Origin of the sequence: Mesorhizobium sp. PAMC28654, from assembly GCF_020616515.1 — a bacterium.
In the GTDB taxonomy this organism is placed as follows: Bacteria; Pseudomonadota; Alphaproteobacteria; order Rhizobiales; family Rhizobiaceae; genus Mesorhizobium.
Genome location: NZ_CP085135.1, coordinates 2,891,915 through 2,914,141, shown reverse-complemented (window position 1 = coordinate 2,914,141; position 22,227 = coordinate 2,891,915). Strand labels below are relative to the sequence as shown.

20 protein-coding genes and 1 pseudogene are annotated in these 22,227 nt (G+C 60.7%); 11 read left to right on the top strand and 10 right to left on the bottom strand.

The features are described 5' to 3' along the window. Positions 1-23 precede the first annotated feature (23 nt). From dnaN to LGH82_RS14345, 6 genes are all read right to left on the bottom strand, one after another. Complete coding sequence (gene dnaN, locus LGH82_RS14370; protein WP_227349088.1) at positions 24-1,142, bottom strand: DNA polymerase III subunit beta; 1,119 nt, start codon at positions 1,140-1,142, stop codon at positions 24-26. A gap of 300 nt (positions 1,143-1,442) precedes the next feature. Beyond that, a complete protein-coding gene (gene dnaA, locus LGH82_RS14365; RefSeq protein ID WP_227349087.1) occupies positions 1,443-2,987 on the bottom strand; it encodes a chromosomal replication initiator protein DnaA in 1,545 nt (514 codons plus the stop codon). Between the two features lie 845 nt (positions 2,988-3,832). Next, positions 3,833-4,099, bottom strand: coding sequence for a 30S ribosomal protein S20 (gene rpsT, locus LGH82_RS14360; RefSeq protein WP_227349086.1), 267 nt, complete (start codon positions 4,097-4,099; stop codon positions 3,833-3,835). Positions 4,100-4,256: 157 nt separating this feature from the next. Further along, the gene (locus LGH82_RS14355) at positions 4,257-5,030 is read right to left on the bottom strand and encodes an enoyl-CoA hydratase (RefSeq protein WP_227349085.1); all 774 of its coding nucleotides are present in this window, start codon (positions 5,028-5,030) and stop codon (positions 4,257-4,259) included. 30 nt (positions 5,031-5,060) lie between these two features. Then, positions 5,061-5,951 carry a bifunctional DNA-formamidopyrimidine glycosylase/DNA-(apurinic or apyrimidinic site) lyase gene (mutM, locus tag LGH82_RS14350; RefSeq protein WP_227349084.1) on the bottom strand — a complete coding sequence of 297 codons (891 nt, stop codon included), beginning with the start codon at positions 5,949-5,951 and terminating at the stop codon, positions 5,061-5,063. Continuing rightward, the gene (locus LGH82_RS14345; protein ID WP_227349083.1) at positions 5,944-7,185 is read right to left on the bottom strand and encodes a phosphopentomutase; all 1,242 of its coding nucleotides are present in this window, start codon (positions 7,183-7,185) and stop codon (positions 5,944-5,946) included. Before LGH82_RS14345 ends, mutM begins: the two co-directional genes overlap by 8 nt. 199 nt (positions 7,186-7,384) lie before the next feature. Between LGH82_RS14345 and LGH82_RS14340 the strand changes: the two genes are divergently transcribed. Then, positions 7,385-8,308 (top strand): PhnD/SsuA/transferrin family substrate-binding protein, encoded by a 924-nt coding sequence (locus tag LGH82_RS14340; protein ID WP_227349082.1) that lies wholly within the window; start codon positions 7,385-7,387, stop codon positions 8,306-8,308. A gap of 89 nt (positions 8,309-8,397) precedes the next feature. Here the strand turns inward: LGH82_RS14340 and LGH82_RS14335 are convergent, their stop codons facing one another. The 3 genes from LGH82_RS14335 to LGH82_RS14325 all read right to left on the bottom strand — a co-directional run bounded on the left by LGH82_RS14335 (position 8,398) and on the right by LGH82_RS14325 (position 10,196). Then, positions 8,398-9,018: a TadE/TadG family type IV pilus assembly protein gene (locus LGH82_RS14335; RefSeq protein WP_227349585.1), complete on the bottom strand. Its 621-nt coding sequence runs from the start codon at positions 9,016-9,018 to the stop codon at positions 8,398-8,400. 37 nt (positions 9,019-9,055) lie between these two features. Beyond that, complete coding sequence (locus LGH82_RS14330) at positions 9,056-9,640, bottom strand: TadE/TadG family type IV pilus assembly protein (protein WP_227349081.1); 585 nt, start codon at positions 9,638-9,640, stop codon at positions 9,056-9,058. A 139-nt stretch (positions 9,641-9,779) separates the two neighbouring features. Beyond that, a complete protein-coding gene (locus LGH82_RS14325; protein WP_227349080.1) occupies positions 9,780-10,196 on the bottom strand; it encodes a pilus assembly protein N-terminal domain-containing protein in 417 nt (138 codons plus the stop codon). A gap of 358 nt (positions 10,197-10,554) precedes the next feature. On the opposite strand from LGH82_RS14325, the gene LGH82_RS14320 reads away from it, so the two are divergent. The 9 genes and pseudogenes from LGH82_RS14320 (at position 10,555) to LGH82_RS14280 (ending at position 19,785) form a co-directional block, all read left to right on the top strand. Beyond that, on the top strand, positions 10,555-10,734 hold the full coding sequence (locus LGH82_RS14320; RefSeq protein ID WP_227349079.1) for a Flp family type IVb pilin: 180 nt from the start codon (positions 10,555-10,557) through the stop codon (positions 10,732-10,734). 153 nt (positions 10,735-10,887) lie between these two features. Next, a complete protein-coding gene (locus tag LGH82_RS14315; RefSeq protein ID WP_227349078.1) occupies positions 10,888-11,406 on the top strand; it encodes a prepilin peptidase in 519 nt (172 codons plus the stop codon). A 302-nt stretch (positions 11,407-11,708) separates the two neighbouring features. Then, a pseudogene (gene cpaB, locus LGH82_RS14310) lies at positions 11,709-12,522 on the top strand (Flp pilus assembly protein CpaB). Next, a complete protein-coding gene (locus tag LGH82_RS14305; protein WP_227349077.1) occupies positions 12,519-14,051 on the top strand; it encodes a type II and III secretion system protein family protein in 1,533 nt (510 codons plus the stop codon). The pseudogene cpaB and the gene LGH82_RS14305 overlap by 4 nt, the downstream one beginning before the upstream one ends. Before the next feature lie 13 nt (positions 14,052-14,064). Next, positions 14,065-14,802, top strand: a complete 738-nt coding sequence (locus tag LGH82_RS14300; protein WP_227349076.1) for a CpaD family pilus assembly protein — start codon at positions 14,065-14,067, stop codon at positions 14,800-14,802. Between the two features lie 27 nt (positions 14,803-14,829). Further along, positions 14,830-16,113 carry an AAA family ATPase gene (locus LGH82_RS14295; protein ID WP_227349075.1) on the top strand — a complete coding sequence of 428 codons (1,284 nt, stop codon included), beginning with the start codon at positions 14,830-14,832 and terminating at the stop codon, positions 16,111-16,113. Positions 16,114-16,142: 29 nt separating this feature from the next. Continuing rightward, positions 16,143-17,651, top strand: a complete 1,509-nt coding sequence (locus LGH82_RS14290) for a CpaF family protein (protein ID WP_227349074.1) — start codon at positions 16,143-16,145, stop codon at positions 17,649-17,651. A 29-nt stretch (positions 17,652-17,680) separates the two neighbouring features. After that, a complete protein-coding gene (locus tag LGH82_RS14285; protein WP_227349073.1) occupies positions 17,681-18,694 on the top strand; it encodes a type II secretion system F family protein in 1,014 nt (337 codons plus the stop codon). A 74-nt stretch (positions 18,695-18,768) separates the two neighbouring features. Next, the gene (locus tag LGH82_RS14280) at positions 18,769-19,785 is read left to right on the top strand and encodes a type II secretion system F family protein (protein WP_227349072.1); all 1,017 of its coding nucleotides are present in this window, start codon (positions 18,769-18,771) and stop codon (positions 19,783-19,785) included. A 128-nt stretch (positions 19,786-19,913) separates the two neighbouring features. Here LGH82_RS14280 and LGH82_RS14275 read toward each other — a convergent pair whose 3' ends face one another. Next, positions 19,914-20,735 (bottom strand): tetratricopeptide repeat protein, encoded by an 822-nt coding sequence (locus LGH82_RS14275; protein WP_227349584.1) that lies wholly within the window; start codon positions 20,733-20,735, stop codon positions 19,914-19,916. Positions 20,736-20,862: 127 nt separating this feature from the next. On the opposite strand from LGH82_RS14275, the gene LGH82_RS14270 reads away from it, so the two are divergent. After that, entirely contained in the window at positions 20,863-22,227 is a 1,365-nt protein-coding gene (locus LGH82_RS14270) for a leucyl aminopeptidase family protein (RefSeq protein WP_227349071.1), read from the top strand.

Sequence of the window (22,227 nt, the reverse complement as noted above, 5' to 3'; positions counted from 1 at the left end):
GAGCCGAGTGCGGCGATGCGGCGCTAAACGCGCATCGGCATCAGCACGTAAAGTGCGGTTTCATCCGCCATGTCGTGGATCAGCGTCGGCGAGCCGGCATCCGCAAGCATGAATTTTGCTTCCGTTCCAGTCAGCTGGGCCGCGACATCGAGCAGGTATTTGGCGTTGAAGCCGATTTCGATTGGATCGGACGAATAGTCGGCGGCCAGTTCCTCGGTGGCGCTGCCCGAGTCCGGATTGTTGACGGCAAGCGTCACCTGGCCTTCGGTGATCGAAAGCTTCACCGCCCGGCCACGCTCGGAGGAAATCGTCGAGACACGATCGACGGCGGCGGCGAAGCTCTGCCGGTCGATGATCAGCTTCTTGTCGTTGCCGGTCGGAATGACGCGCTGATAGTCGGGGAAGGTGCCGTCGATCAGCTTCGAGGTCAAAACGACGCTGCCGATGGTGAAGCGGATCTTGGTGTCGGACAGTTCGGTGGTCACCGCCACATTCGGATCATCAACCAGTTTCTGCAACTCACTGACCGTCTTGCGCGGAATGATGATGCCCGGCATGCCCTCGGAACCCGCCGGCGCGTCGATCTCGGCGCGTGCCAGGCGATGGCCGTCGGTTGCCACCGAGCGAAGCTTCAGCTTGCCGCCGACCTCGTGCGTGTGCAGGTAGATGCCGTTCAGGTAGTAACGTGTCTCTTCGGTGGAGATCGCGAACTGGGTCTTCTCGATGAGGCCCTTCAGCGCCACCGAATCCAGCCGGAAGATATGCGAGAAGGATCCGGCCGTGAGCTCGGGGAAATCGGACTGCGGCAGGCATTGGAGGCGGAAGCTCGAGCGGCCCGACGTCACCGTCATGGCGTTGCCGTCTTCGTCGGTCTTGAGCATCACCTCGGCGCCGTCGGAGAGCTTGCGCACGATGTCGTAAAGCAGATGCGCCGGAACGGTTGTTGCTCCGCCACGCTCGACCTTGGCGGGCGTGGCCTCGGTCACCTCGAGATCAAGGTCGGTCGCCTTCATTTCGAGGCTGGCGCCTTCGGCGCTCAAAAGCACGTTGGACAGGATCGGTATGGTGTTACGCCGTTCGACCACGCGGTGGACGTGGTTAAGCGACTTCAGGAGATTTGACCGTTCCAGGATAACACGCATGACGAAACAGGCTCGCTTGAATGAATGAAACGGGTCCCCGGCGAGCGGCGCCCCGCGAAAGGTCTGAACAGGCTCAGAATCTGCATAAACTGACAGGAAAAAGCCAGCAAACGCAAGCCCGCCCCACCGGTTCGGTCCGGCCATGCGGGCTTTCTGGGGATAAAGATGCCGAAGTCCGCGAGCCAGGGCATTTTGCAGCCGGATGGAAGCATTTGTCGTCCGCACAAATGCGGCAAAACAAACAGTTAGAGCGGTCCACCAGCTTCAGGCCAGCCAACCGCTCCAGTGTTTCCGTTCGGGTCAGGCCTGGTCGTTGATCAGCCTTCTCAACAACTCAAGCTCCTGCGCCAGCGTGTTGTCGTTGCCGGACAGGTCTTCGATCTTGCGCACGGCGTGCAGCACCGTGGTGTGGTCGCGTCCACCGAAGCGCCGTCCGATCTCCGGCAAGGAACGCGGCGTCATCACCTTTGACAGGTACATCGCCACCTGCCGGGGCTTCACGATGGTGCGCGTACGCCGGTTGGAGAGCAGCTCGGTCTTCGACACATTGTAGTGGCGCGCGACGATGCGCTGGATGTCCTCGATGCGAACCCGCTTCGGCTCGCCGGAGCGATAGATATGGCCGAGAATCTCATCGATGCGGTCGATGGTGATCTGCGGTTCGAACGATTGGCGGAACAGCAGCTGGTTGAAGGCGCCTTCCAGTTCGCGTCCGCTGCCGGTCACCGTGCGGGCGACATGGTTGAGGATTTCTTCCGAAATATCGAGCGAGGCGTCATCGATCCTGGCGGTGGCAAGGCGCAGCTTGAGCATGCCAATGCGCATGGAAAAGTCGGGTGCGGACATTTCGAGCGCGACACCGCCATTGAGGCGCGAGCGGACCCGGGGCTCCAGCGATTCCAGTTCCGACGGCGGCCGGTCGGCGGCAACCACCACCTGCTTGGCGCTGTCGAGCAGCATGTTGATGAGATGGCAGAACTCATGCTGGATCGACTTGCCCTGCAGGAACTGCATGTCGTCGATGATGAGTAGGTCGATGTCGCGCAGCTGTTCCTTGAGCGTCAGCGCATTGTTGTCGCGGATCGCGGTGGCGAAACGCCACATGAAATATTCAGCCGTCAGATAGACGACGCGCGACTTCGGATTCTGCTTCAGCGATTCCGCCGCGATCGCCTGCAGGAGATGCGTCTTGCCGAGCCCCACCGTTGCGTGAAGAAAGAGCGGATTGAAGCGCACGGCGCTCGACTGGGATTCCGCCACTGCCTTGGCGGCGGCGAAAGCCACCCGGTTCGACGGCCCTTCGATGAAGGAGCCGAACGTGTAGCGCGGATCAAGGGGGGAGCCGAGCACATTGTGCCGGAACTCGCTCTCGACCGGTGTTCCCGGGCGAGGGGCCGGTGCGCGCTCGACCCTGCCAGGGCCGGCCGTGCCCGCGGCAAGCGCCGTCTGTGTCTGCTTGGTCATCTTGCGCGCCGGGGCCATTTCGGGCTCAGGGCTGCCGCGGCCCTGGCGGGTGGCGGTGCGCACGACGATCTCGATCTTGAGGATTTCAGGGTCCTCATGCTTCCACAACTCGGAGATGAGATCGAGATAGTGGCCGTTGATCCACGAGCGCAGGAAGGCGGTTGGCACCGAGATGCGGACAATGCCCTTGGATGCCTCCGTGACCTTCATGCGGCCGAACCAGCTCGAATAAACCTCGGTTCCCAGGCGCGCCTTCAACTGGGCCTTGACCCGGTCGAACTTCTGTTCCGCCTCGTTGGAAGCCGTCATGTCGTCCCCTCTGATCAAAGTTCCAGGAAATGGGAGGTCGCCCGTAAGCTCCCTTTCGATGCCGCTCTGCATGATCGAGTTCCTTGTCTTTCTGTACCTGTTTCCGCCGGGAGTGCGCCTCCTGCACCCGTGTTCCGGCGTCTGCTTTGCCGCGATGCCCTCTGCCGCCGCTGGCAGATGATCTCGCCTCGTAGATCGGGGGTCGGCACCGGCCCCTTGGAGCCAGTCCGGTTGGTCATGCTAAGGCAATACGACTCCGTCCGGCGAATAAAGCGCCGGCGCGCCGTCAATCTGCCATGTACAATTACGCCAGTCCCCTACCGTATCAAAAGGGCAAAACCAACCCGTCCGCGGAATAGACCGCGTCACAAACTCCGCCAATTTTAAGCTGGCCGATTCAGGCTGGGTTAAGGGCCCAAGGCCCGTCCCTTTCGATGGATGGACATTACCGAAATCGCTGTGGATAGAGCAAGGCCACCACTAACCGATTTTTAAGGAATCTGGTTAGCACGGAGGGTTGTGGAAGCCTTGCTGCAGGGGCATATTCTGACAAAGCCATTGTGATTCAAACCCTTTTCCGGCGAATATGAAAAAGGCCACGCGGCCTGAAATTTTCTGAAATAATTCGCTTGACAGCTACTTGTCCCCGATCGCCCGGAGGCGATGTGAACAAGCTGTGGATCACCATCCATAACTATCTGAAAAGTAAGGGTAATTTGTGCCGGCCCTCGTTTCGGGCAGGGATGCTTTCAATGCCTGCGAGGATTGGTCCGCATATTTATGCCGGCAAAGCATTTCGAGCTTCGAAATACCTGCGATGCATGATTTTGGTGCTTTGTTTCAAGTGCTTGCCGGCAAACGAAAAAACCCGGCTCAAACGGCCGGGTTTCAAGAAGATCAGTTCAGGAAGGGGATGTTTAGGCCGACAGGACCTTGACCCTCTGGGCCAGTCTCGAAACCTTGCGGGAGGCGGTGTTCTTGTGAACAACTCCCTTGGTCGCGGCGCGCATCAATTCCGGCTCCGCGATCTTGAAGGCGGCCTGTGCCGCTGCCTTGTCGCCGGAGGCCAATGCCTCTTCGACCTGGCGGATGTACGTGCGGACACGCGAGCGGCGGTTCTTGTTTATCGCCGCGCGGCGGGCGATCTTGCGCGTTGCCTTTTTGGCCGAGGATGTATTGGCCATGATGCCTCTCTTCTGATCTGGTGAGCTCATGCGGGATGCCGCAGGGCGCAAAAAACAAACGGGCAGCCACGGGGCCGCCTCGGTTGGTGCGGCTTATAGTGCAGCTTTTCCGGCGCGTCAACGCTGGCCGGCTTTCTTTTTGGTCAATGTCGCGGCTCTATCGGTTCGTGAAATTCGGCTTCCGCTTTTCAGCGAAGGCCGCCATGCCTTCCTTCTGGTCTTCGAACGCAAAAAGGGAGTGGAACAGGCGGCGCTCGAACCGCAGTCCCTCGCCAAGAGTGGTCTCGTAGGCACGATTGACGGCCTCTTTTGTCATCATCACGGACGGCAGTGAAAATTCGGCGATCTTGGCAGCTGCCTTCACGGCTTCCTCGACAAGATCGCTGGCTGGCACGACCCGCGACACCAGGCCCGAGCGCTCGGCTTCCGCGGCATCCATCATCCGTCCGGTCAGGCACATGTCCATTGCTTTCGACTTGCCGACGAAGCGGGTCAGGCGTTGCGATCCGCCCATGCCCGGCATGACGCCAAGCGTGATCTCCGGCTGGCCAAACTTGGCATTGTCGGCGGCAATGATGAAATCGCACATCATCGCCAGTTCGCAGCCGCCGCCGAGCGCATAGCCGGCCACCGCCGCGATGATCGGCTTGCGCGTGCGTGTAAATTCCTCCCAGCCGACGAAGAAGTCCTGGATATAGGCGTCGGCATAGGAGAGCGCTTGCATCTCCTTGATGTCGGCGCCCGCCGCGAAGGCTTTCTCCGAGCCGGTGACGACCATCGCCCCGATATCCGCATTCGAGCCGAAATCGGTCACTGCCGCGACCAGGTCCGCGAGGACCCGAGAATTCAGCGCGTTGAGCGCCTTTGGCCGGTTCAGCGTGATCAGGCCGACCTTGCCGCGTGTTTCGGTGAGGATGGTTTCATAGGTCATGGCCGCATCTCCTTGCTCAAAACAACTAGCTCACACCTGACAAGCCCGGCAATAGAAGGTGGAGCGCCCGCTCTGCACGATGCGCTCTATGTGGCCACCGCAACCGGGCTTGGGGCAAGGTTCGCCTTCGCGACCATAGACCGCGAAGGAGTGCTGGAAGTAGCCCAGCGAGCCGTCCGTGTGCATGTAGTCGCGCAAGGACGATCCTCCGGCGGCAATGGCATCGGCAATGACAGAACGGATCGCCTCGGCGAGACGGTCACTCTGTTCCCGGGCCTTCTTGCCGGGTTTGGCTATCGTGCCAGCCTCGCGCACGGGCGAAAGGCCGGCGCGCCACAGCGCTTCCGACACATAGATGTTGCCCAGGCCGGCGATCAGCCGCTGGTCGAGAAGTGCTGCCTTCAACGGCGACCTTCGACCCTGCAGCAGCGATGAAAGCAGTGCGCCATCCAGCGTGTTGCCGGTAGGCTCGACGCCCAGTCCCGCCAGCATCGGATGCTCGTTGGCGGTCCCTTCCGAAAACAACATGAAGCCGAAGCGGCGCGGGTCGTTGAAAATCACCCGGGATCGGTCGCCATTGGCGGAAGCGACATGGAAGACGACATGGTCGTGATTGGCGCTCTTCGAGCGTTCATGATGGAACACGCCCGGCATTTCGTTGCTGTCGGATGTTTCGACACGGAATGAGCCGGACATGCCGAGATGGCAGATCAGCACAGGCCCGTCTTCCATATGCATCGTCAGATACTTGGCCCGGCGGCCGAGCGCATTGATCGTCTTGCCGGCCAGTCTCTCCGAAAATCGTTCGGGAAACGGGAAGCGCAAATCCGGCCGGCGTGCCTCGACGCGGATGATGCGCGCGCCTTCCAGAACCGGCTGCAATCCACGCCGCACCGTTTCGACCTCGGGCAATTCAGGCATTGTCACTTATCGCCGCGTAAAAGGAAGTGCCATGGCGGCCGCGCGCCAGCCCGAGATGTTCAGCAACCGTTTCCCCGATATCGGCGAACGTTGCTCGAAGTCCGATATCACCGCCTCTCAAACCAGGCCCGGTGCCGATGACCGGAATGCGCTCGCGCGTATGGTCGGTGCCGCGCCAGGTCGGATCGTTGCCATGATCCGCCGTGAGGATGAGCAGGTCTCCGGGCTTCAGCCGTGCAAAAGCCTCCGGCAGCCTCCGGTCGAAGTCTTCGAGCGCGGCGGCATAGCCGGCGACGTCGCGCCGATGACCGAATTCGGTGTCGAAATCGACGAAATTGGCGAAGACGAGGTCGCCGTCGCCAGCGTCCTCCATCGCGCCCAGCGCCTTGTCGAACATCGCCATGTTGCCGGCGGCCTTGCGTATTTCCGAGATTCCGCGATGGGCAAAAATGTCGCCGATCTTGCCGACCGCGATGACCCGGCTGCCGCGCGCCGTCAGCCTGTCCAGCAAGGTCGGTTCCGGTGGCGGCACGGCGTAGTCTCGACGATTGTGCGTGCGCGCGAAAGTGGCGGATGTCTCGCCCACGAAAGGCCGGGCGATTACCCGCCCGATATTCAGCGGGTCAACCAGCCCGCGCACCACCTTGCAGAATTGATAAAGGCGTTCCAGGCCGAAATGCACTTCATGGGCGGCGATCTGGAGAACGGAGTCGACAGACGTGTAGCAGATCGGCATGCCCGAACGGACATGCTCCTCACCGAACCGTTCGATGATTTCGGTGCCGGGGGCGTGGCAATTGCCGAGGATGCCCGGCACCTTGCCTTCGCGGATCATCGCTTCGGTCAGCTCGGCTGGAAAGGCGGGAACGGTGTCCGGAAAATAGCCCCAGTCGAAGCGGGCCGGCAATCCTGCGATTTCCCAGTGACCCGATGGCGTGTCCTTGCCACTGGAAATTTCTTGCGCCGCGCCGTGAAAGGCAGAGGCGAGGTGAACTCTGGCGGTGCCGTCGATGGTGAATCCCGTCGCCGTTTCGGCAGCCTCGTCCAGGCCGAGCGAAAGCATGTTGGGCACAAGAAGCGGTCCGCCGCGCAAGCCTTGCCGATCCCCACGTCCCCGCGCGCAGCTTTCGGCGATGTGTCCGAACGTGTTGGAGCCGGTGTCGCCATAGTGCGCGGCATCCGCGGCGCCGCCAATGCCGAAGGAATCGAGAACGAAAAGGAAAGCGCGCGCCATCGGGGCTCATCATTGCCTGTCTAGGGACCCAGACATAGGGTTCCGTGCTGGCGTTGGCAATTCGGAAACCAAACCGCAACGGCTTGGCGCGATAGTCGGGAGGTTGATGCATGTCACCCGAAGGACTGAGTGGTTCTGTGTTCTTTCCCGGCAGCACCGGCATGGGCATGGATCCGTGAAAACTGGCAGTGGATTTTCCATGAGACTTCCCCTGAAGACGTATGCGGCGGTGGCAATGCTTGTCGGTGCGTCCTGGTCGGGTTCGGCGCGGGCCGACTGGCGCGACGACATCGGCACATTTCGCATCGGCATCGTAGCCGAGCCCGGTGCTGGCAACACGGTTCCGGGTCTGGCGGCATTGACCGACGCCTACACGAAGGCGTTGGGCATGAAGGTCGAATTTGTCGTTGCCCGGGACTACGCCGCGTTGATCGAGGCGCAGGCCGACGCCCGCATCGAATACGCGGTCTATTCGGCAACCGCCTATGCCACGGCTTTGCAGCGTTGCGGCTGCATCGAGCCTCTTGTGGCTCCGGTTGATTCCGACGGTGCTGTCGGCATCCGCTCCATCTTGCTGACCCGAGGCGGCAAGGTGCCGGATATTGCCGCCATCGAAGCGCATCGGATCGCCATGGCTCCGCCAAACAGCGTTGGCGGCTCTCTTCTGCCGCTAGCCGCATTGACCGATGAAGGCGTCAAGATCACTCAAAACGCACCGTTCATGATCCGGGCCAGTTCCGCCACGGCCGCCGAAGCGATGCTGGTCGATGGCCAGGCCGATGCACTGTTCGGCTGGGCGCCGGTTGCCGCCGACGGTCAATCCGAGGTTACAGGTGGCACCGAGGCAAGGCTCGAGGCGGCCGGGTTCGGCAAATCCGAACTCAAGACGGTGTGGGCGTCAGGCATACTGAGATATGGTCCGCACACTGTCCGCAGTGATCTTGACCCAGAAGCGAAACGCCGGCTCAGCGTGTTCCTCACCAATCTCAAATCGATGTCACCGGATATCTATGATCTTCTGGAAACGAAGCACGCCGGCGGCTTCACCACCGCTGCTCCGAAGGACTACGATATGGCGGTCGCCATCGTGCACATGATGTCGGACAGTAGTTTGCAGCGCTAGGCAAACGCATCGCAAAAAGGCGTGAAAGCGGTCACAGGGCGTCGGACAGTCCCGCCAACCTGCTTCTGGCATCGACAGCGGAGCGTGTTTCAGCAATCGCCGCAGGGGATCGTCTGGCTTCTGCGGGGGCGCAGGTAGTAGGTCTCGCCCATCGTTATCGAGTCGAATGCCGAGGTCAATCCGAGCCGCTGCTCGCCTCCCGCCGACCAGGTAATGATCGGCTTGTAGGCGAGATTGCTCTGGACACGTATCAGGAATGTACCGGCGATCTTGAGCGAGGCGGGAACCGTGGTGGGGGTGTTGGGGGCTGCATCGACACCATTGACACCGCCAACGACCCTGCGCGACCACACCACCAGCACCCTGGGTGTCGCATCGGTCGTCACTTGTATCGCCGTGATGATGATATCGGGAACCGACCGGTTGTAGGGCTGAAGCGTCGAGGTGCCGATCTGCATGATGGCATCGATATCCGCCTTGACGATTGTCTGCTGCTGCGTGACGAGATCAGCCACCATGCTGCCGATGCGACTGACCTTCTTGCTGGCCTCGATGGCTTGCGATGCCTCCATCGTCGTAAAGTACATGATCAGCAGGACAGGTACGATGAAGGCAAATTCGATGGCCGCGACGCCACGACGATCGGCGCGGAAGCGGGCCGCTTTTGTCCAGATCCTCGCAATAACCACCTGTGCCCCCGCACAAACCATGCCCGTGCCCTTTTTCTTGCTCACACAAAGATGAAGTTTAGTCGTCGAACGGCTCGTTCTGCCACGTCACCGACGCGAAATGCAGCGTGTTGCCGCCGTTGAGATTAGCCATCGACTTGGCCATGAAGTCGGTCATGATCGGCCATTTGTAGAAAACCCGCAGCATGTTCTTGGACTCTGACGGGCCGGGAGCGACCGTGAACGTCGTGGGCGACGTGCCTGTCAGTACGATATCTCCGGTCTGGATGCTGAACCCGGCCGCGGCGGCGTCGGCGAATGTCGTATATTGGCGCAGGTCCACCAGCAGCCCCGGGCAGTTCTGGGCGACGATGATCTGCATCTGGCTGCAGATCATCTGCTTCAGCGAGGTATCGGTCACATTGGCCGCCCGTATCTGGCCCGTTCGCAACTGGCGCGCCACGTTGTCCGTGGCGTTGGCCATCACTTCCTGTCCGGCAAATGAAATACAGCTCTCCAGGATGGCGAAGACGAGAAGCGCGAATGGCAATGCCAGCATGGCGAATTCGATCGCCGTGCTGCCCCGCTGGTTATGAAGGAAACGGGCAAATAGTCCTGTTCGTCCCTTGCGCTTGCCGTGCTTGGGTCTGGGGTCTTCGCTCATGCCCGTTCCTGCCGATCTCATGCGTATCGGTGGAGTAATAGCGCAAATCAATTGAGGTCCGGTTTGGATGACCGTTAAATTCGACGGCAACCCTTTAAGCTGCCGGTAACCGAAGCGTCGTTCCCGGTTGGACTGCCGCCTACCGGCCTGTGCTCATCTCGGCTTCGGAGGCCTTCTCGGCATCGCTCTTGTATGAGCTTTCGCAATAAGGAGTACAGGACAAGGTCTGTATTTCGGCGCGCCTGTAAATGCGCACCGACGATGCGGCCTGCCGCACGACAGTGACTTGCTCGTCAACGATCGGGCTACCTTCTTGATCGAGCACGACGAGGTTTGTAACGCCGAACCCCTTTCCCGTCAGGACGATCGTCGAGGCATCTTGTACGGAGGCATCGGCGATCGCCGGGTTGCCAACAACGATCGTGTCGGCCGCGCGTGACAATTTGACGATCTTTGCCTGGTTCATGGTGACTTCGATACCGGCACCGGCCTTGGCGGGCACGACAAGGGCGGCAAGAAGCGCGGCAACTAGAAATGACGATCTCGGCCTGGCCATTGTAGCGCTCCACGGCAGCAACTGTTCAACGGAACATGAACGAGATTGGTGAACCAACGGTTAAGCGGCGGATCGTCCGACGGTGTTTGGATCGGCATCGCGGCGCCGACCGGTTCATCCAAGTTCATTCCACGGAATCAGGAAACGGTGCTTTTCGCCGCCAGCGTGCCGAGACTCAGGCCGATGGCCGGTGCTTAGTTCACGGTTAACCACGCAATATGTTCGAACCGGGAAAGGAATCGGTAAGGCTGTTTATTAAGCCGATCGAAAGAGCTTCTCCCTAGATTGGCAGCATCCGATCAACCACCAAGAGAAGTTGACGGAAGTGCTGTAACACACGTGGAGTAGGAGCTCTCAAATGTCTAATCTCATTGCACGTTTCGTGAAGGACGAATCCGGCGCGACCGCTATCGAATACGGTCTGATCGCCGCTCTCATCGCACTCGCCATCATGGTCGGCGCCGGCTCGCTCGGCAACGCCCTGAACGCCAAGTTCAGCACGATCGCGACTTCGGTGAGCGGCGCTACCGGCGGCTAATATCTACGACTTCTGGTGGTTATCCAGAACAAGGGCCGCCTCATTGGCGGCCCTTGTTTCATGTTACCAACCATTTTGAATTCTCGGCATCATCAATCGTTAATCGAACACGCCTAGGCTCGCGCCAGGTTGAGTTTGAACAGGCGCCGGCCAATGCTTGAAGCCTTGATTTTCGTTGTCTTCCCGTTTTGCATGTTGTTTGCAGCGATTTCCGACATGCTGTCGATGACGATCGCCAACCGTGTTCCGGTGTTGCTGGTGGTCGTTTTCGCACTGGTTGCGCCGCTGACGGGCATGGATTGGGCAGCCTATGGCTGGCATTTTGCCGCTGGCGGTCTGGTGCTGGTCGTGACGTTCGGCCTCTTCGCGCTCGGAGGCATGGGCGGCGGCGATGCAAAACTGCTGGCGGCCACCGCCGTCTGGATGGGACTGAACATCCATCTCGTCGAATATCTCGTCGCCTCGACGTTCATCGGTGGGCTGCTGACGCTTGCCATCCTCCTCTACCGTAAATCGCCGCTGTCCGCCTTTACGGGCCATAACCCGTTTCTTCGCCACTTCGCCAACGAGGCGACAGGTGTTCCCTATGGCATAGCGCTTGGGCTTGGCGGGCTGCTCACCTATCCGGATTCGCCGTTGATGGTGTGGGCACTCGCAAGACTGGCTGCCTGATCCCGCGATCGAATGCATGTCGCCCAAAAGTGACCTCGGTTTTGGGAAAACGACCTGCATAAAAACAAAGACCTAAAGCGCGTCGCCTGGATCCGTTTCGGCGCGACGCGTTTTATCCGTTACACTGCTGGAGTTGATGAAGGGAAAGACCGCTCTTTCTCCGGCTGGAAGGCTGTTTCAGCTAATTTATGTAAACCTTAAATTAATCACGATCGTAAGCATTGCATTAACCTTGTTTTGACGATTGCCGCTGCAGAGTCCGGCTTGGCTAGGTGGTTTGCCAAGGGCGAGGATTCGGACAGATGCCAGCATCCCGATTGATCATTCTGAGCGTGGCGGTGGCCGCGGCGGGTGGTGCAGGATATGTCGCGAAATATGGTGGCCGCGCCGCCGCCTCAAATCGTTCTCGATTCCGGCCCCAAGGCACCCGCGATTGCATTGCAGGACGTGCTGGTGCTCTCGGGTGATGTGCCCATGGGCAATCAGCTTGAGAACAATATCAGCTGGGAGTCCTGGCCCGCGGACGGCATCAACGCGAATTTCATCACCCGCGCCGTCGAGCCTGACGCTCTGGAGAAGCTGAAAGGCTCCGTGGCCCGCATGGCGATGTATACCGGGGAGCCGCTGCGGCGCTCAAAGCTGATCGGCGAGGGACAGAGTTTCATGTCCTCGATCCTGCCCAGCGGAATGCGGGCGGTCGCAACCGCCATCTCGGCTGACACATCGGCCGGCGGCTTTATTCTCCCAAATGATTTCGTTGACGTCATCATGACCCGCAGGGCCGATGCTGGCAGCGGCAGTACCGGCTTCACCACGGAGACCATTCTCAAGAACATTCGCGTCCTGGCGATCGATCAAACCATTCAGGAAGACGAGCAGGGCAAGAAGACCAGGGTTGGCCAGACCGCCACGCTGGAGCTGACGCCGCAGCAAGCGGAGATCATTACCGTGGCCCAGCAGATGGCTGATCGCCTCACGCTGGCATTGCGGTCGATCACGGACACGCAGGAAAAGATTTCGGATGAGGCGGATTATCTCGTTTCCGGAAAAGGACGGCGGGGAACGGTTCGGCTGATCAAGTCGGGCGAAGTTTCCGAAGTGGGAGCAAGGAAATGAGGCCAAACCGTAAATTCCCTGCCCTTGTCGCCACGGCATTGTTGCTTGTCGGGACGAATTCGCAAGGCCTGGTCGAGGCAAGTGCAGCCGGCAAGAATGCACAGGTGACGGCTTCCACCGCCACCCAGAAGGTGAAACTCGGCCTCAACAAATCCGTGGTCATCGACCTGCCTAGTGACGCCTACGATATCCTTGTCGCGAACCCTGCCGTGGCCGATGCCGTCACACGGACCTCAAGACGCATCTATCTGTTCGGCAAGGCCGTAGGCGAAACGAACATCTTCGTCTTCGGTCCCAATGGCGAACAGATCGTCAGTCTCGATCTGGCCGTCGAACGCGACGTTGCCGGTCTGGAGGACTATATCAAGCGGTTCATTCCAACATCGGCCATCAAGGTCGAGTTGCTGAACGACAACGTTGTTTTGACGGGTCAAGTGGATACCCCGCTGGACGCCAAACGTGCCGTCGATCTGGCGACCATCTTCGTATCAGGCGGTGAAGCGACGACGGGACAATATTCGCAGACCGCCGCTGGCGGCTCGGCCCAAGGCGGGGTCGACATCAACAATCCGGACTCCACGCGCCGAGTCAGCAAGATCGTCAACCTGCTACAGATCATCGGCGACGATCAGGTGACGCTGAAGGTGACCGTCGCCGAGGTCAGCCGATCGGTCATGAAGCAGCTTGGCGTCAACATGGTCGGCAATGCAACCACCAACGGCATCAGCTATGGCGCGATGAGTTCGCCATCATACGGATTAGGCAAGCCGCTGTCTCAGTATTCAGGCCTCACCCTTGGAAATGCTGCTTCACCTCTGCAGGCCTATATCAATGCCATGGAACAGTCGGGTGTCATGAAGACACTGGCCGAGCCGACATTGACGGCGGTTTCGGGTGAAAAAGCCACATTCAAAGTCGGTGGCGAATTCAATCTTATCACCGGTCGAACGAACAACGTTTCCACCGACAATCAGACGGGCCAGGTCACATACACCAACAGTCAGATCGAATACGGTATTGGGCTTGAATTCCAACCGGTCGTGCTGTCCGCGGGCCGCATCAGCCTTAAGGTGAGGACGTCGGTTTCCGAGCCGACAACCGAAGGCGCAACGACGCTCGAGGGCGCCGGTTCATTGCCTGGCACGACTCTGCTGTCAATTCGCAAACGCCTGGCGGATACCACCGTGGAACTGCCCTCCGGTGGCTCCATGATGATCGCCGGTCTCGTTCGCGACGATATCAGACAATCCATCGCCGGTTTGCCCGGACTGACAAAGATCCCCGTGCTTGGCACGCTGTTTCGCAGCCGGGACTTCGTGCGCAACGAGTCCGAGCTGGTCATCATCATCACGCCTTATCTAACAAGGCCGGTGGCACGCAACGAACTTGCCAAGCCAGACGACAATTTCAACGCCGCCAGCGACGGCGCCGGCATGTTCCTTGGCCGCGTCAATCGTGTCTACGGCACCATGCAAACGGACAAGCCCAATGGCCGCTACCACGGCGTTGTCGGTTTCATCTACAAGTAAGCGGGGAACGGACATGTCTCAGTCAATGTCGAAGGCAAGGACGATCGCCGCAACGACGCGATCCAGCCGTTCGCGTTTATTCTTGCGGGCTATCCCGGTCGTGGCGATCGCCGCGACTGTACTTCTGGCCGGTTGCGCCAGGCGAGACAGCATCACGGTTGGCTCGATTCCGGACGACTACCGCACCAACCACCCCATCATAATCGCGGAGAAGAACCAGAAGATCGATCTTCCGGTAGGTGCCGGCGATCGCGGCATGACAGGCTATCAGCGCGACACACTTCTGGGCTTCCTTGACGGCTACGACAAGAGCGCGGCCCCCGCACTCACGATAGCGATCCCGCTTGGCTCGGCCAACGAAGTCGCCGCGTTGGTGGCCGGTCGCGATTTCGGCAAGCTTGCGGCAGCCAGCGGCATCAATCGGAAGCGGATCGTGATGACCTCTTATCAATCGGCCTCCGCCGAAGCCTCCGCGCCGGTCCGTGTCTCCTTTGTCGCGGTGAAAGCGCAGACTGACAAATGCGGACGCTGGCCTGAAGATCTGCTGGAGACGTCGGAAAACAAGCACTACGCTGATTTCGGCTGTTCGTATCAGAACAACCTCGCCGCCCAGATGGCCAATCCCGCCGATCTGCTCGGGCCGCGCAAGTCCACCGACATCGATGCGGAAAATCGCGGCAACGTCATCGATGTCTACCGCGCCAGAGGCATTTCGAACGAGTTCCTCGGCAACTCGGAAGTGACGTACTAAGTCCCAGGTCACGGAAAGAGCATGACAATGAGCAATCTTGCTTACGACGCCGAGGTGGATGGGGGCGAAACGTCGCCGCAGGATGTTGCCGCCATGCAGGCCCTGCGGCCGATCCCGCGTATATCGATCCAGGCTTTTTGCGAGACCGAGGGCGTTGCCAATCCGGTCGAGCGCGCCGGCGAGGATCGCCGCATGGCGAAGGCGCATCTGAAGGTTCACATGGGGGGTGTCGCCACCGCCATCGAATTCTACCAGTCGGCGCCGACGCCCAATCTCATCTTGCTGGAGTCGCGCAGCGAGCCGAAGCAGTTGCTGGAGCAATTGGCCCAGCTCTCCGAATATTGTGATCCGACGTCGAAGGTCGTGGTGATCGGCCACTACAATGATGTCGGCCTTTACCGTGAACTCATTCGCTCGGGCATTTCGGAGTATGTAATCGCCCCCGTATCCATGGCCGACATCGTCAGCGTCATATCTTCGATCTTTGTTGATCCCGAGGCGGAGCCAATCGGCCGCTCGATCGCGTTCATCGGCGCCAAGGGCGGCGTCGGCTCCTCGACCATTGCCCACAATGTGGCCTGGGCGATGTCGTCGCTGTTCAAGTCCGAAGTGATTGTCGCGGATCTCGACCTGGCTTTCGGAACGGCCAACATCAATTTCGATCAGGATCCGGCACAAGGCATCGCCGAGGCCGTATTTTCGCCGGAGCGCGTCGATGAAGTCTATCTCGACCGGTTGCTGGCCCAGTGCGCCGAACATCTTTCCTTGCTGGCGGCACCGTCCACGCTCGAGCGGGTCTATGATTTCGATCCCGAAGCCTTCACGCAGCTGATCGACACGGCGCAGCGCAGCGTGCCGCTCCTGGTGCTCGATGTTCCGCACATATGGACAGGCTGGACCAAGAACACACTGGTCAAGGCCGACGAGATCGTCATCACGGCCACGCCGGAACTGGCCAATTTGCGCAACACCAAGAATCTTGTCGACATGCTCAAGCGGCTGCGTCCGAACGATCCGCCGCCGAAGCTGATCATCAATCAGGCCGGTGTGCCCAAGCGTCCGGAAATATCGGCGTCCGACTTCGCCGAGCCGCTCGGCCTTTCGCCGATGTCTGTCATCGCCTTCGACCCGCTTTTGTTTGGCAACGCGGCCAACAACGGGCGCATGCTCGGCGAGATGGACGCCGAGAATCCGGCCGTCGGCACGATCAACGAAATTGCCCATGTCCTGACCGGGCGCAGCGAAATCAGGCCGAAGAAAAAAGCGGGTCTTGGCAACCTCCTCGGCAAGCTATCGCGTAGCAAGAAGTGACGCTTCAGTGGCGAAATTGGTAGTCGAACATGTTTGGTAAAAGAGGCAGTGACGACGGTAGCCGGTTCAATCCGGAGTTCCGTCAGCCGGCACCCGCGCCTGTCGCGCCCGCGTCTGCGAACGTCGCGGAAACGGGCGTTCTTGCCCGGCCCGGGGCGCCCATGCCGCCAGGCGCGTCCGCCACGCCGCCTGCCCGCCGCGCGGTCGAGGCGCCGCCATTGGCGCCTGAATCCAAAAAGGTTCAGCGCGAGCGCAGCGAGAGCTACTACGACACCAAGAGCCAGGTATTCTCCGCGCTCATCGACACGATTGATCTGTCGCAGCTGGCCAAGCTCGACCCCGAAAGCGCGCGCGAGGAAATTCGCGATATCGTCAACGATATCATCGCGATCAAGAATTTCGCGATGTCGATCGCCGAGCAGGAAGAACTGCTCGAGGATATCTGCAATGACGTACTGGGCTACGGGCCGCTGGAGCCTCTGCTCGCCCGTGACGACATCGCCGACATCATGGTCAACGGATCCAAGAACGTCTACATCGAAGTCAATGGCAAGGTCGAACAGACCGGCATCCGGTTTCGCGACAACCAGCAGCTCCTCAACATCTGTCAGCGCATCGTCAGCCAGGTTGGCCGCCGCGTCGATGAATCAAGCCCTATCTGCGACGCGCGCCTACCGGATGGCTCTCGTGTCAACGTCATCGCGCCGCCGCTCTCCATCGATGGTGCCGCGCTCACCATCCGAAAATTCAAGAAAGACAAGCTGACGCTCGATCAGCTGGTCAAGTTCGGCGCTATTTCGCCGCAAGGGGCCGAAGTTCTCAAGATCATCAGTCGTGTACGCTGCAACATCGTCATCTCGGGCGGTACCGGCTCCGGCAAGACGACGTTGCTCAATTGCCTGACCAACTATATCGACCGCGAAGAGCGCGTCATCACCTGCGAGGATTCGGCCGAACTGCAATTGCAGCAGCCGCATGTCGTGCGTCTGGAAACCCGCCCGCCCAACCTGGAGGGCGAGGGCGAGGTAACCATGCGCGACCTCGTCAAGAACTGCCTGCGCATGCGCCCTGAACGCATCATCGTCGGCGAAGTGCGCGGACCCGAAGTGTTCGATCTCCTGCAGGCCATGAACACCGGCCATGACGGCTCTATGGGAACGATCCACTCCAACAGCCCGCGTGAATGCCTGAACCGTATCGAATCGATGATCGCGATGGGCGGCTACACGCTGCCGCAGAAGACCGTGCGCGAGATCGTGGTTGGCTCGGTGGACGTGATCATCCAGGCTGCCCGTTTGCGCGATGGATCGCGGCGCATCACCCACATCACCGAGGTGATCGGCATGGAAGGCGACGTCATCATCACGCAGGATCTCGTTCTCTACAATATCAAGGGCGAGGATGCGAATGGCAGGCTGACGGGCGAGCATGTCTCGACAGGCATTGGGCGGCCGCATTTCTGGGATCGCGCCCGCTACTACGGCGAGGAACAGCGCCTCGCCAATGCGCTCGAGTCGATGGAGAAACGCGCTGACTGACGCGGTTGCAGGCGTGGGGGCTCAGGTGAATGTTCGGAATTGACGGCACCGTATTGGCGTTTGTCGTGCTCGCGGGCTTCAGCGCCGGCGCGGTGGCCTATGCCTTTCTGTTCAACCAGATCACCAACGAGAAGCAGGCCGGCAAGCGGCTCGAGACGATCAAGACCGCCGAGACCGACCGCTCCGTCGTCAAGGCCTCCCGCGACCGTGTGGCGGAAGCGGCCAAGCGCCGCAAATCGGTGCAGGATTCGCTGAAGGACCTCGAGGAAAAGCAGAAATCCAAAGACCTGGTCGTCAAGAAGCCGCCGCTGAAGGCACAGATCCGCCAGGCCGGCATGAAGGTCACTCTCGAACGCTTCTACATCTATTCCGCCGTTTGCGGTGTCGCCCTGACGGCTTTCGCCTATTTCGCCGGCGCACCGTTGCTGGTCCTGCCCGGGGCGTTGCTGGCGGGCGCACTGGGCTTGCCTCGCTGGTTCGTCTCGTTTTGCCGGGCGCGCCGGGTCAAGCAGTTCCTCAACGAATTTCCGAACGCACTCGACATCATTGTTCGGGCGGTCAAATCCGGACTGCCTCTCAATGACGCGATCCGCCTGATCGCCAATGAATCTCCAGAACCGGTCAAGACCGAGTTCCGCCGCATCGTCGATTCCCAGCAGATGGGTCTGTCGATCCCCGACGCCTCCTTGCGCATGGCTGAAACCATGCCATGCACGGAAGCGAGTTTCTTCGGCATCGTCATCCAGATCCAGTCTCAGGCCGGCGGCAATCTTTCCGAAGCCTTGGGCAATCTTTCGCGCGTGCTTCGCGATCGCAAGAAGATGAAGGCCAAGGTCCAGGCATTGTCCATGGAAGCAAAAGCGTCAGCCGTCATTATCGGCGCGCTGCCTTTCATCGTCGCCTTTCTCGTCTACCTGACCAGTCCGAACTACATCATGCCGCTGTTCACCACCAGCACGGGCAATTTGATCCTCGGCTGCTCCGGAGTCTGGATGTCGATCGGCATTCTGGTGATGCGCAAGATGATGAACTTCGATGTCTAGGATCCGAGCATGACCCCGAAAAGCGGTATCCGGTTTTCGGAAAAGGTCACGCTCGAACGAGAAGATAAAAAGCAATGACCGACCAAGTCGTCAAATCCCTAACGGACCCGGCGTTCCTGATCGCCTTGCTGGTCGGCATCGCCGTTTTCGCCACCGTCTTCACGCTGCTGCCTGCCCTTGGCGGCAACCAGCTCAAGAGCCGTATGAAATCCGTGGCTCTGGAGCGCGATGAGCTGCGCGCCAAGCAGCGCGCCCGGCTTGCCGCCGAAGCCGACCGCCGGCGCAAGGGTTTGCGCGAGGAACAGTCGATCGGCATGCGCAACATTGTCGAGCGCCTCGACCTGAGGCGCGCGCTGGCCGACGAAGGCACGCTGCAGAAACTCAAGGTTGCCGGCTTTCGCGGGCAGAATCCACTGACGCGCTTTCTGTTCTTCCGCCTTGTCCTTCCGTTTGTCGGCTTCGCGCTGGCCCTGGTGTACCTGTTCGTGCTTGGCGGATTGCCCGACAAGCCGCCCTTGATCAAGCTGTTCGTCTGCATCCTTGTTGCCTATGGCGGCTTCTACGCACCGGTGCTCTACGTCAACAACCGTGCCACCAAGCGCAAGCAGTCGATCCAGATGGCGTGGCCGGATGCGCTCGACCTGATGCTCATCTGCGTCGAATCGGGCATGTCGGTGGAGGCAGCCCTTCGCAGGGTTGCCGACGAAATCGGCGCGCAGTCCGTTGCCCTGGCGGAAGAGTTCATCCTGACCAATGCGGAGCTCTCCTATCTGCAGGAGCGCAAGCAGGCCTACGAGAACCTCGCCAGCCGCACCGGCCTGGAATCGGTCAAGTCAGTATCGCAGGCGCTGGTCCAGGCCGAGCGCTATGGCACGCCGGTGGCGCACGCGTTGCGCGTGCTCGCGGGCGAGAGCCGTGACATGCGCATGAATGCGGCCGAGAAAAAGGCCGCGGCCCTGCCGCCGAAGCTCACTGTGCCAATGATCCTGTTCTTCCTGCCCGTACTCTTCGCCATCATCCTCGGCCCGGCCGGCATCCAGGTCAGTCAGCGCGGCATCTTCGGCGACACGCACAAGTCCAGCAGCCAGTAGCTGGCGCCCTCGGGGCTTGAAAATGAAAAGGGCCGCACTGCATCCGCGGCGCGGCCCTTTTCATTTCGATATGTCAAAGTAGGAATTCGGCGGGAAGCGTCGGTTTTGACCAGCCCAGTACGGTTTGGTCAGTTGGTGGCGGGCTTTGTCTTGTCTTGGTCCTTGAGCTGGCTCCAGGCGTTCTGTTGCGCCAGCATCTGGCGAAGGTAGGCTACATTCGCCTGCGCCTGGTCGGGCGAGAGCTCCTGTGATGCGATCTTCTCGGCCTCGTCGAAGCGCCCCTGCAAGCCAACGACCAGCGCAAGATTCTGACGCACACGGCTATCGGCGCTCGGCTGTTGGGCGGCCGAGCGCATATAAGTTTCGGCCGTGCGCAGGTCGCCCTCCAGCACATAGGACATGCCAAGATTGGAAAGGACGGAGGGTTCGTTCGGTTTGAGCTCGAGCGCCTTGCGATAGAGCTGGCGTGCCTGGTCCTTCTGGCCCATCTGATCGAGAATGGCGGCTTCCGCCGACACCAGTTTCCAGTCCGGATATTCAGGCGTCTGCGCGCGGCGCACGGCGTCCAGCGCCGGCTCCAACTGGCCGTTGGCGGCCAGCGCCTTGCCGTAGGCGGCCAGCACATCGCGATCCTTTGGCAACGCGATCGCCAGCTTGCGCATCACGGCGAGCGACTGGTCGGCGTCTCCATCCATCTGCAACGCGGCCGCGTAGTTGGTGGCGATTCGCTTGTCGGCGGGGTTGCGCGCGTAAGATTGGCCGAGCGCCATCGTGGCGCTATGCAGTTCGCTCGCTGACATCGTCTCCAGGGGCTTGCCGCTGGTGCGGCCGATCGAACTGGTCGTGAATTTGTCGGTTCCGCAGCCGGAAACGCTTGCGGCAAGAGCCAGGACAAAGGCCGTGGTGACCAGCCGTTTTCCAGTGGCGTTCATCGTGCGGTTGGTCAGCATCGGCACCCAGGCCTCCGTTCATGCGCGTGGCCATTGCGTGGCCATCTTCCCTCCCGCAGAAATATTCTGTTAACCCTAACGGACGGTTAAGAAACGCCGACTCAAGGCCGCCTGCGGAGACCATCGAATGCCCGTCGAACTCGTCGAGACGAAACTGAAGAGTGCGCTACCGGTTCATCTGGTGGCGAAGGACAGTCTGGAGGCGACGAGGCTCACGCCTTCCTCGGTTGCCTGGGCCAAGGCCAACGGCTTTTCTGGTGAGGCGGGCAGGGCGCTGATCCTGCCCGGCGAGAACGGCGCCATTGCCGGTGCGCTGTTCGGCATCGGCGAAGGCGAGGGCTCCCTCGCGGTAGGCGCGCTGGCGAGAACATTGCCGGAGGGCGATTGGAGCCTTGCGTCCACTCCCACGGACCCGGAACTCGGGGCGCTTGGCCTCATCCTTGGGGGATATGTCTTCACCCGCTACGGCAAGAAACCGGGCAAGGCGCTGCGCTTCGCATTGCCTTCCGGTGCGGATGCAGCCCGCATCCGCCGTATCGCGGACGGCGTTTTCCTGACGCGTGATCTCGTCAACACGCCGACCAGCGACATGGGCCCGGACGAGCTTGAGAAAGCGGTCCGGACCCTGGCCGCAACCCACAAGGCAGACGTGTCGGTCATCAAGGGCGACGACCTGCTCAAGCAGAATTTTCCGATGATCCACGCTGTCGGTCGCGCCTCGGTCGGCGCGCCGAGGCTGATCGACATGACCTGGGGCGGGAAGAACGCGCCGAAGGTGACGCTGGTCGGCAAGGGCGTCTGCTTCGACACCGGCGGTCTCGATATCAAACCCTCGTCGGGCATGCTGCTAATGAAGAAGGATATGGGCGGGGCAGCCAATGTGCTGGGCCTGGCCTCGATGATCATGGCTGCCGGCCTGAAGGTGCGCCTGCGGGTGCTGATCCCCGCCGTCGAGAACTCGATTGCCGGCAACGCCTTCCGGCCAGGCGATATTCTTGCCAGCCGCAAGGGTATCACGGTCGAGATCGGCAATACCGATGCCGAGGGGCGGCTCGTGCTGGCTGATGCCCTGGCGCTGGCCGATGACGACGAACCGCAGCTCCTGGTCGACATGGCGACCTTGACAGGCGCCGCCCGTGTCGCGCTTGGGCCTGACCTGCCGCCTTTCTACACAGGCGACGAAGCGTTGGCGTCGAAATTGGCCGCGGCATCCCTGGCGGTCGAGGATCCGCTGTGGCGCATGCCGCTATGGCGACCCTATGACGCAAAACTCTCGTCGAAGATCGCCGACATCAACAACGTCACCACCGATGGGTTCGCCGGCTCGATCACCGCTGCGCTGTTCCTGAAACGCTTTGTCGAGAAGACCGCCGGCTGGGCGCATTTCGACATCTTCGCCTGGAACCCCGCCGACCGACCGCACGGCCCCGCCGGCGGCGAGGCGCAAGGCATTCGCGCACTGGAGCGGATCATCTCGACCCGCTACGGCTGA

Bases quoted from the DNA above. Each gene is read 5' to 3' on its own strand.
- dnaN (WP_227349088.1), bottom strand. From the start codon at position 1,142: ATGCGTGTTATCCTGGAACGGTCAAATCTCCTGAAGTCGCTTAACCAC.
- dnaA (WP_227349087.1), bottom strand. From the start codon at position 2,987: ATGCAGAGCGGCATCGAAAGGGAGCTTACGGGCGACCTCCCATTTCCT.
- rpsT (WP_227349086.1), bottom strand. From the start codon at position 4,099: ATGGCCAATACATCCTCGGCCAAAAAGGCAACGCGCAAGATCGCCCGC.
- LGH82_RS14355 (WP_227349085.1), bottom strand. From the start codon at position 5,030: ATGACCTATGAAACCATCCTCACCGAAACACGCGGCAAGGTCGGCCTG.
- mutM (WP_227349084.1), bottom strand. From the start codon at position 5,951: ATGCCTGAATTGCCCGAGGTCGAAACGGTGCGGCGTGGATTGCAGCCG.
- LGH82_RS14345 (WP_227349083.1), bottom strand. From the start codon at position 7,185: ATGGCGCGCGCTTTCCTTTTCGTTCTCGATTCCTTCGGCATTGGCGGC.
- LGH82_RS14340 (WP_227349082.1), top strand. From the start codon at position 7,385: ATGAGACTTCCCCTGAAGACGTATGCGGCGGTGGCAATGCTTGTCGGT.
- LGH82_RS14335 (WP_227349585.1), bottom strand. From the start codon at position 9,018: ATGGTTTGTGCGGGGGCACAGGTGGTTATTGCGAGGATCTGGACAAAA.
- LGH82_RS14330 (WP_227349081.1), bottom strand. From the start codon at position 9,640: ATGAGCGAAGACCCCAGACCCAAGCACGGCAAGCGCAAGGGACGAACA.
- LGH82_RS14325 (WP_227349080.1), bottom strand. From the start codon at position 10,196: ATGGCCAGGCCGAGATCGTCATTTCTAGTTGCCGCGCTTCTTGCCGCC.
- LGH82_RS14320 (WP_227349079.1), top strand. From the start codon at position 10,555: ATGTCTAATCTCATTGCACGTTTCGTGAAGGACGAATCCGGCGCGACC.
- LGH82_RS14315 (WP_227349078.1), top strand. From the start codon at position 10,888: ATGCTTGAAGCCTTGATTTTCGTTGTCTTCCCGTTTTGCATGTTGTTT.
- LGH82_RS14305 (WP_227349077.1), top strand. From the start codon at position 12,519: ATGAGGCCAAACCGTAAATTCCCTGCCCTTGTCGCCACGGCATTGTTG.
- LGH82_RS14300 (WP_227349076.1), top strand. From the start codon at position 14,065: ATGTCTCAGTCAATGTCGAAGGCAAGGACGATCGCCGCAACGACGCGA.
- LGH82_RS14295 (WP_227349075.1), top strand. From the start codon at position 14,830: ATGAGCAATCTTGCTTACGACGCCGAGGTGGATGGGGGCGAAACGTCG.
- LGH82_RS14290 (WP_227349074.1), top strand. From the start codon at position 16,143: ATGTTTGGTAAAAGAGGCAGTGACGACGGTAGCCGGTTCAATCCGGAG.
- LGH82_RS14285 (WP_227349073.1), top strand. From the start codon at position 17,681: ATGTTCGGAATTGACGGCACCGTATTGGCGTTTGTCGTGCTCGCGGGC.
- LGH82_RS14280 (WP_227349072.1), top strand. From the start codon at position 18,769: ATGACCGACCAAGTCGTCAAATCCCTAACGGACCCGGCGTTCCTGATC.
- LGH82_RS14275 (WP_227349584.1), bottom strand. From the start codon at position 20,735: ATGCTGACCAACCGCACGATGAACGCCACTGGAAAACGGCTGGTCACC.
- LGH82_RS14270 (WP_227349071.1), top strand. From the start codon at position 20,863: ATGCCCGTCGAACTCGTCGAGACGAAACTGAAGAGTGCGCTACCGGTT.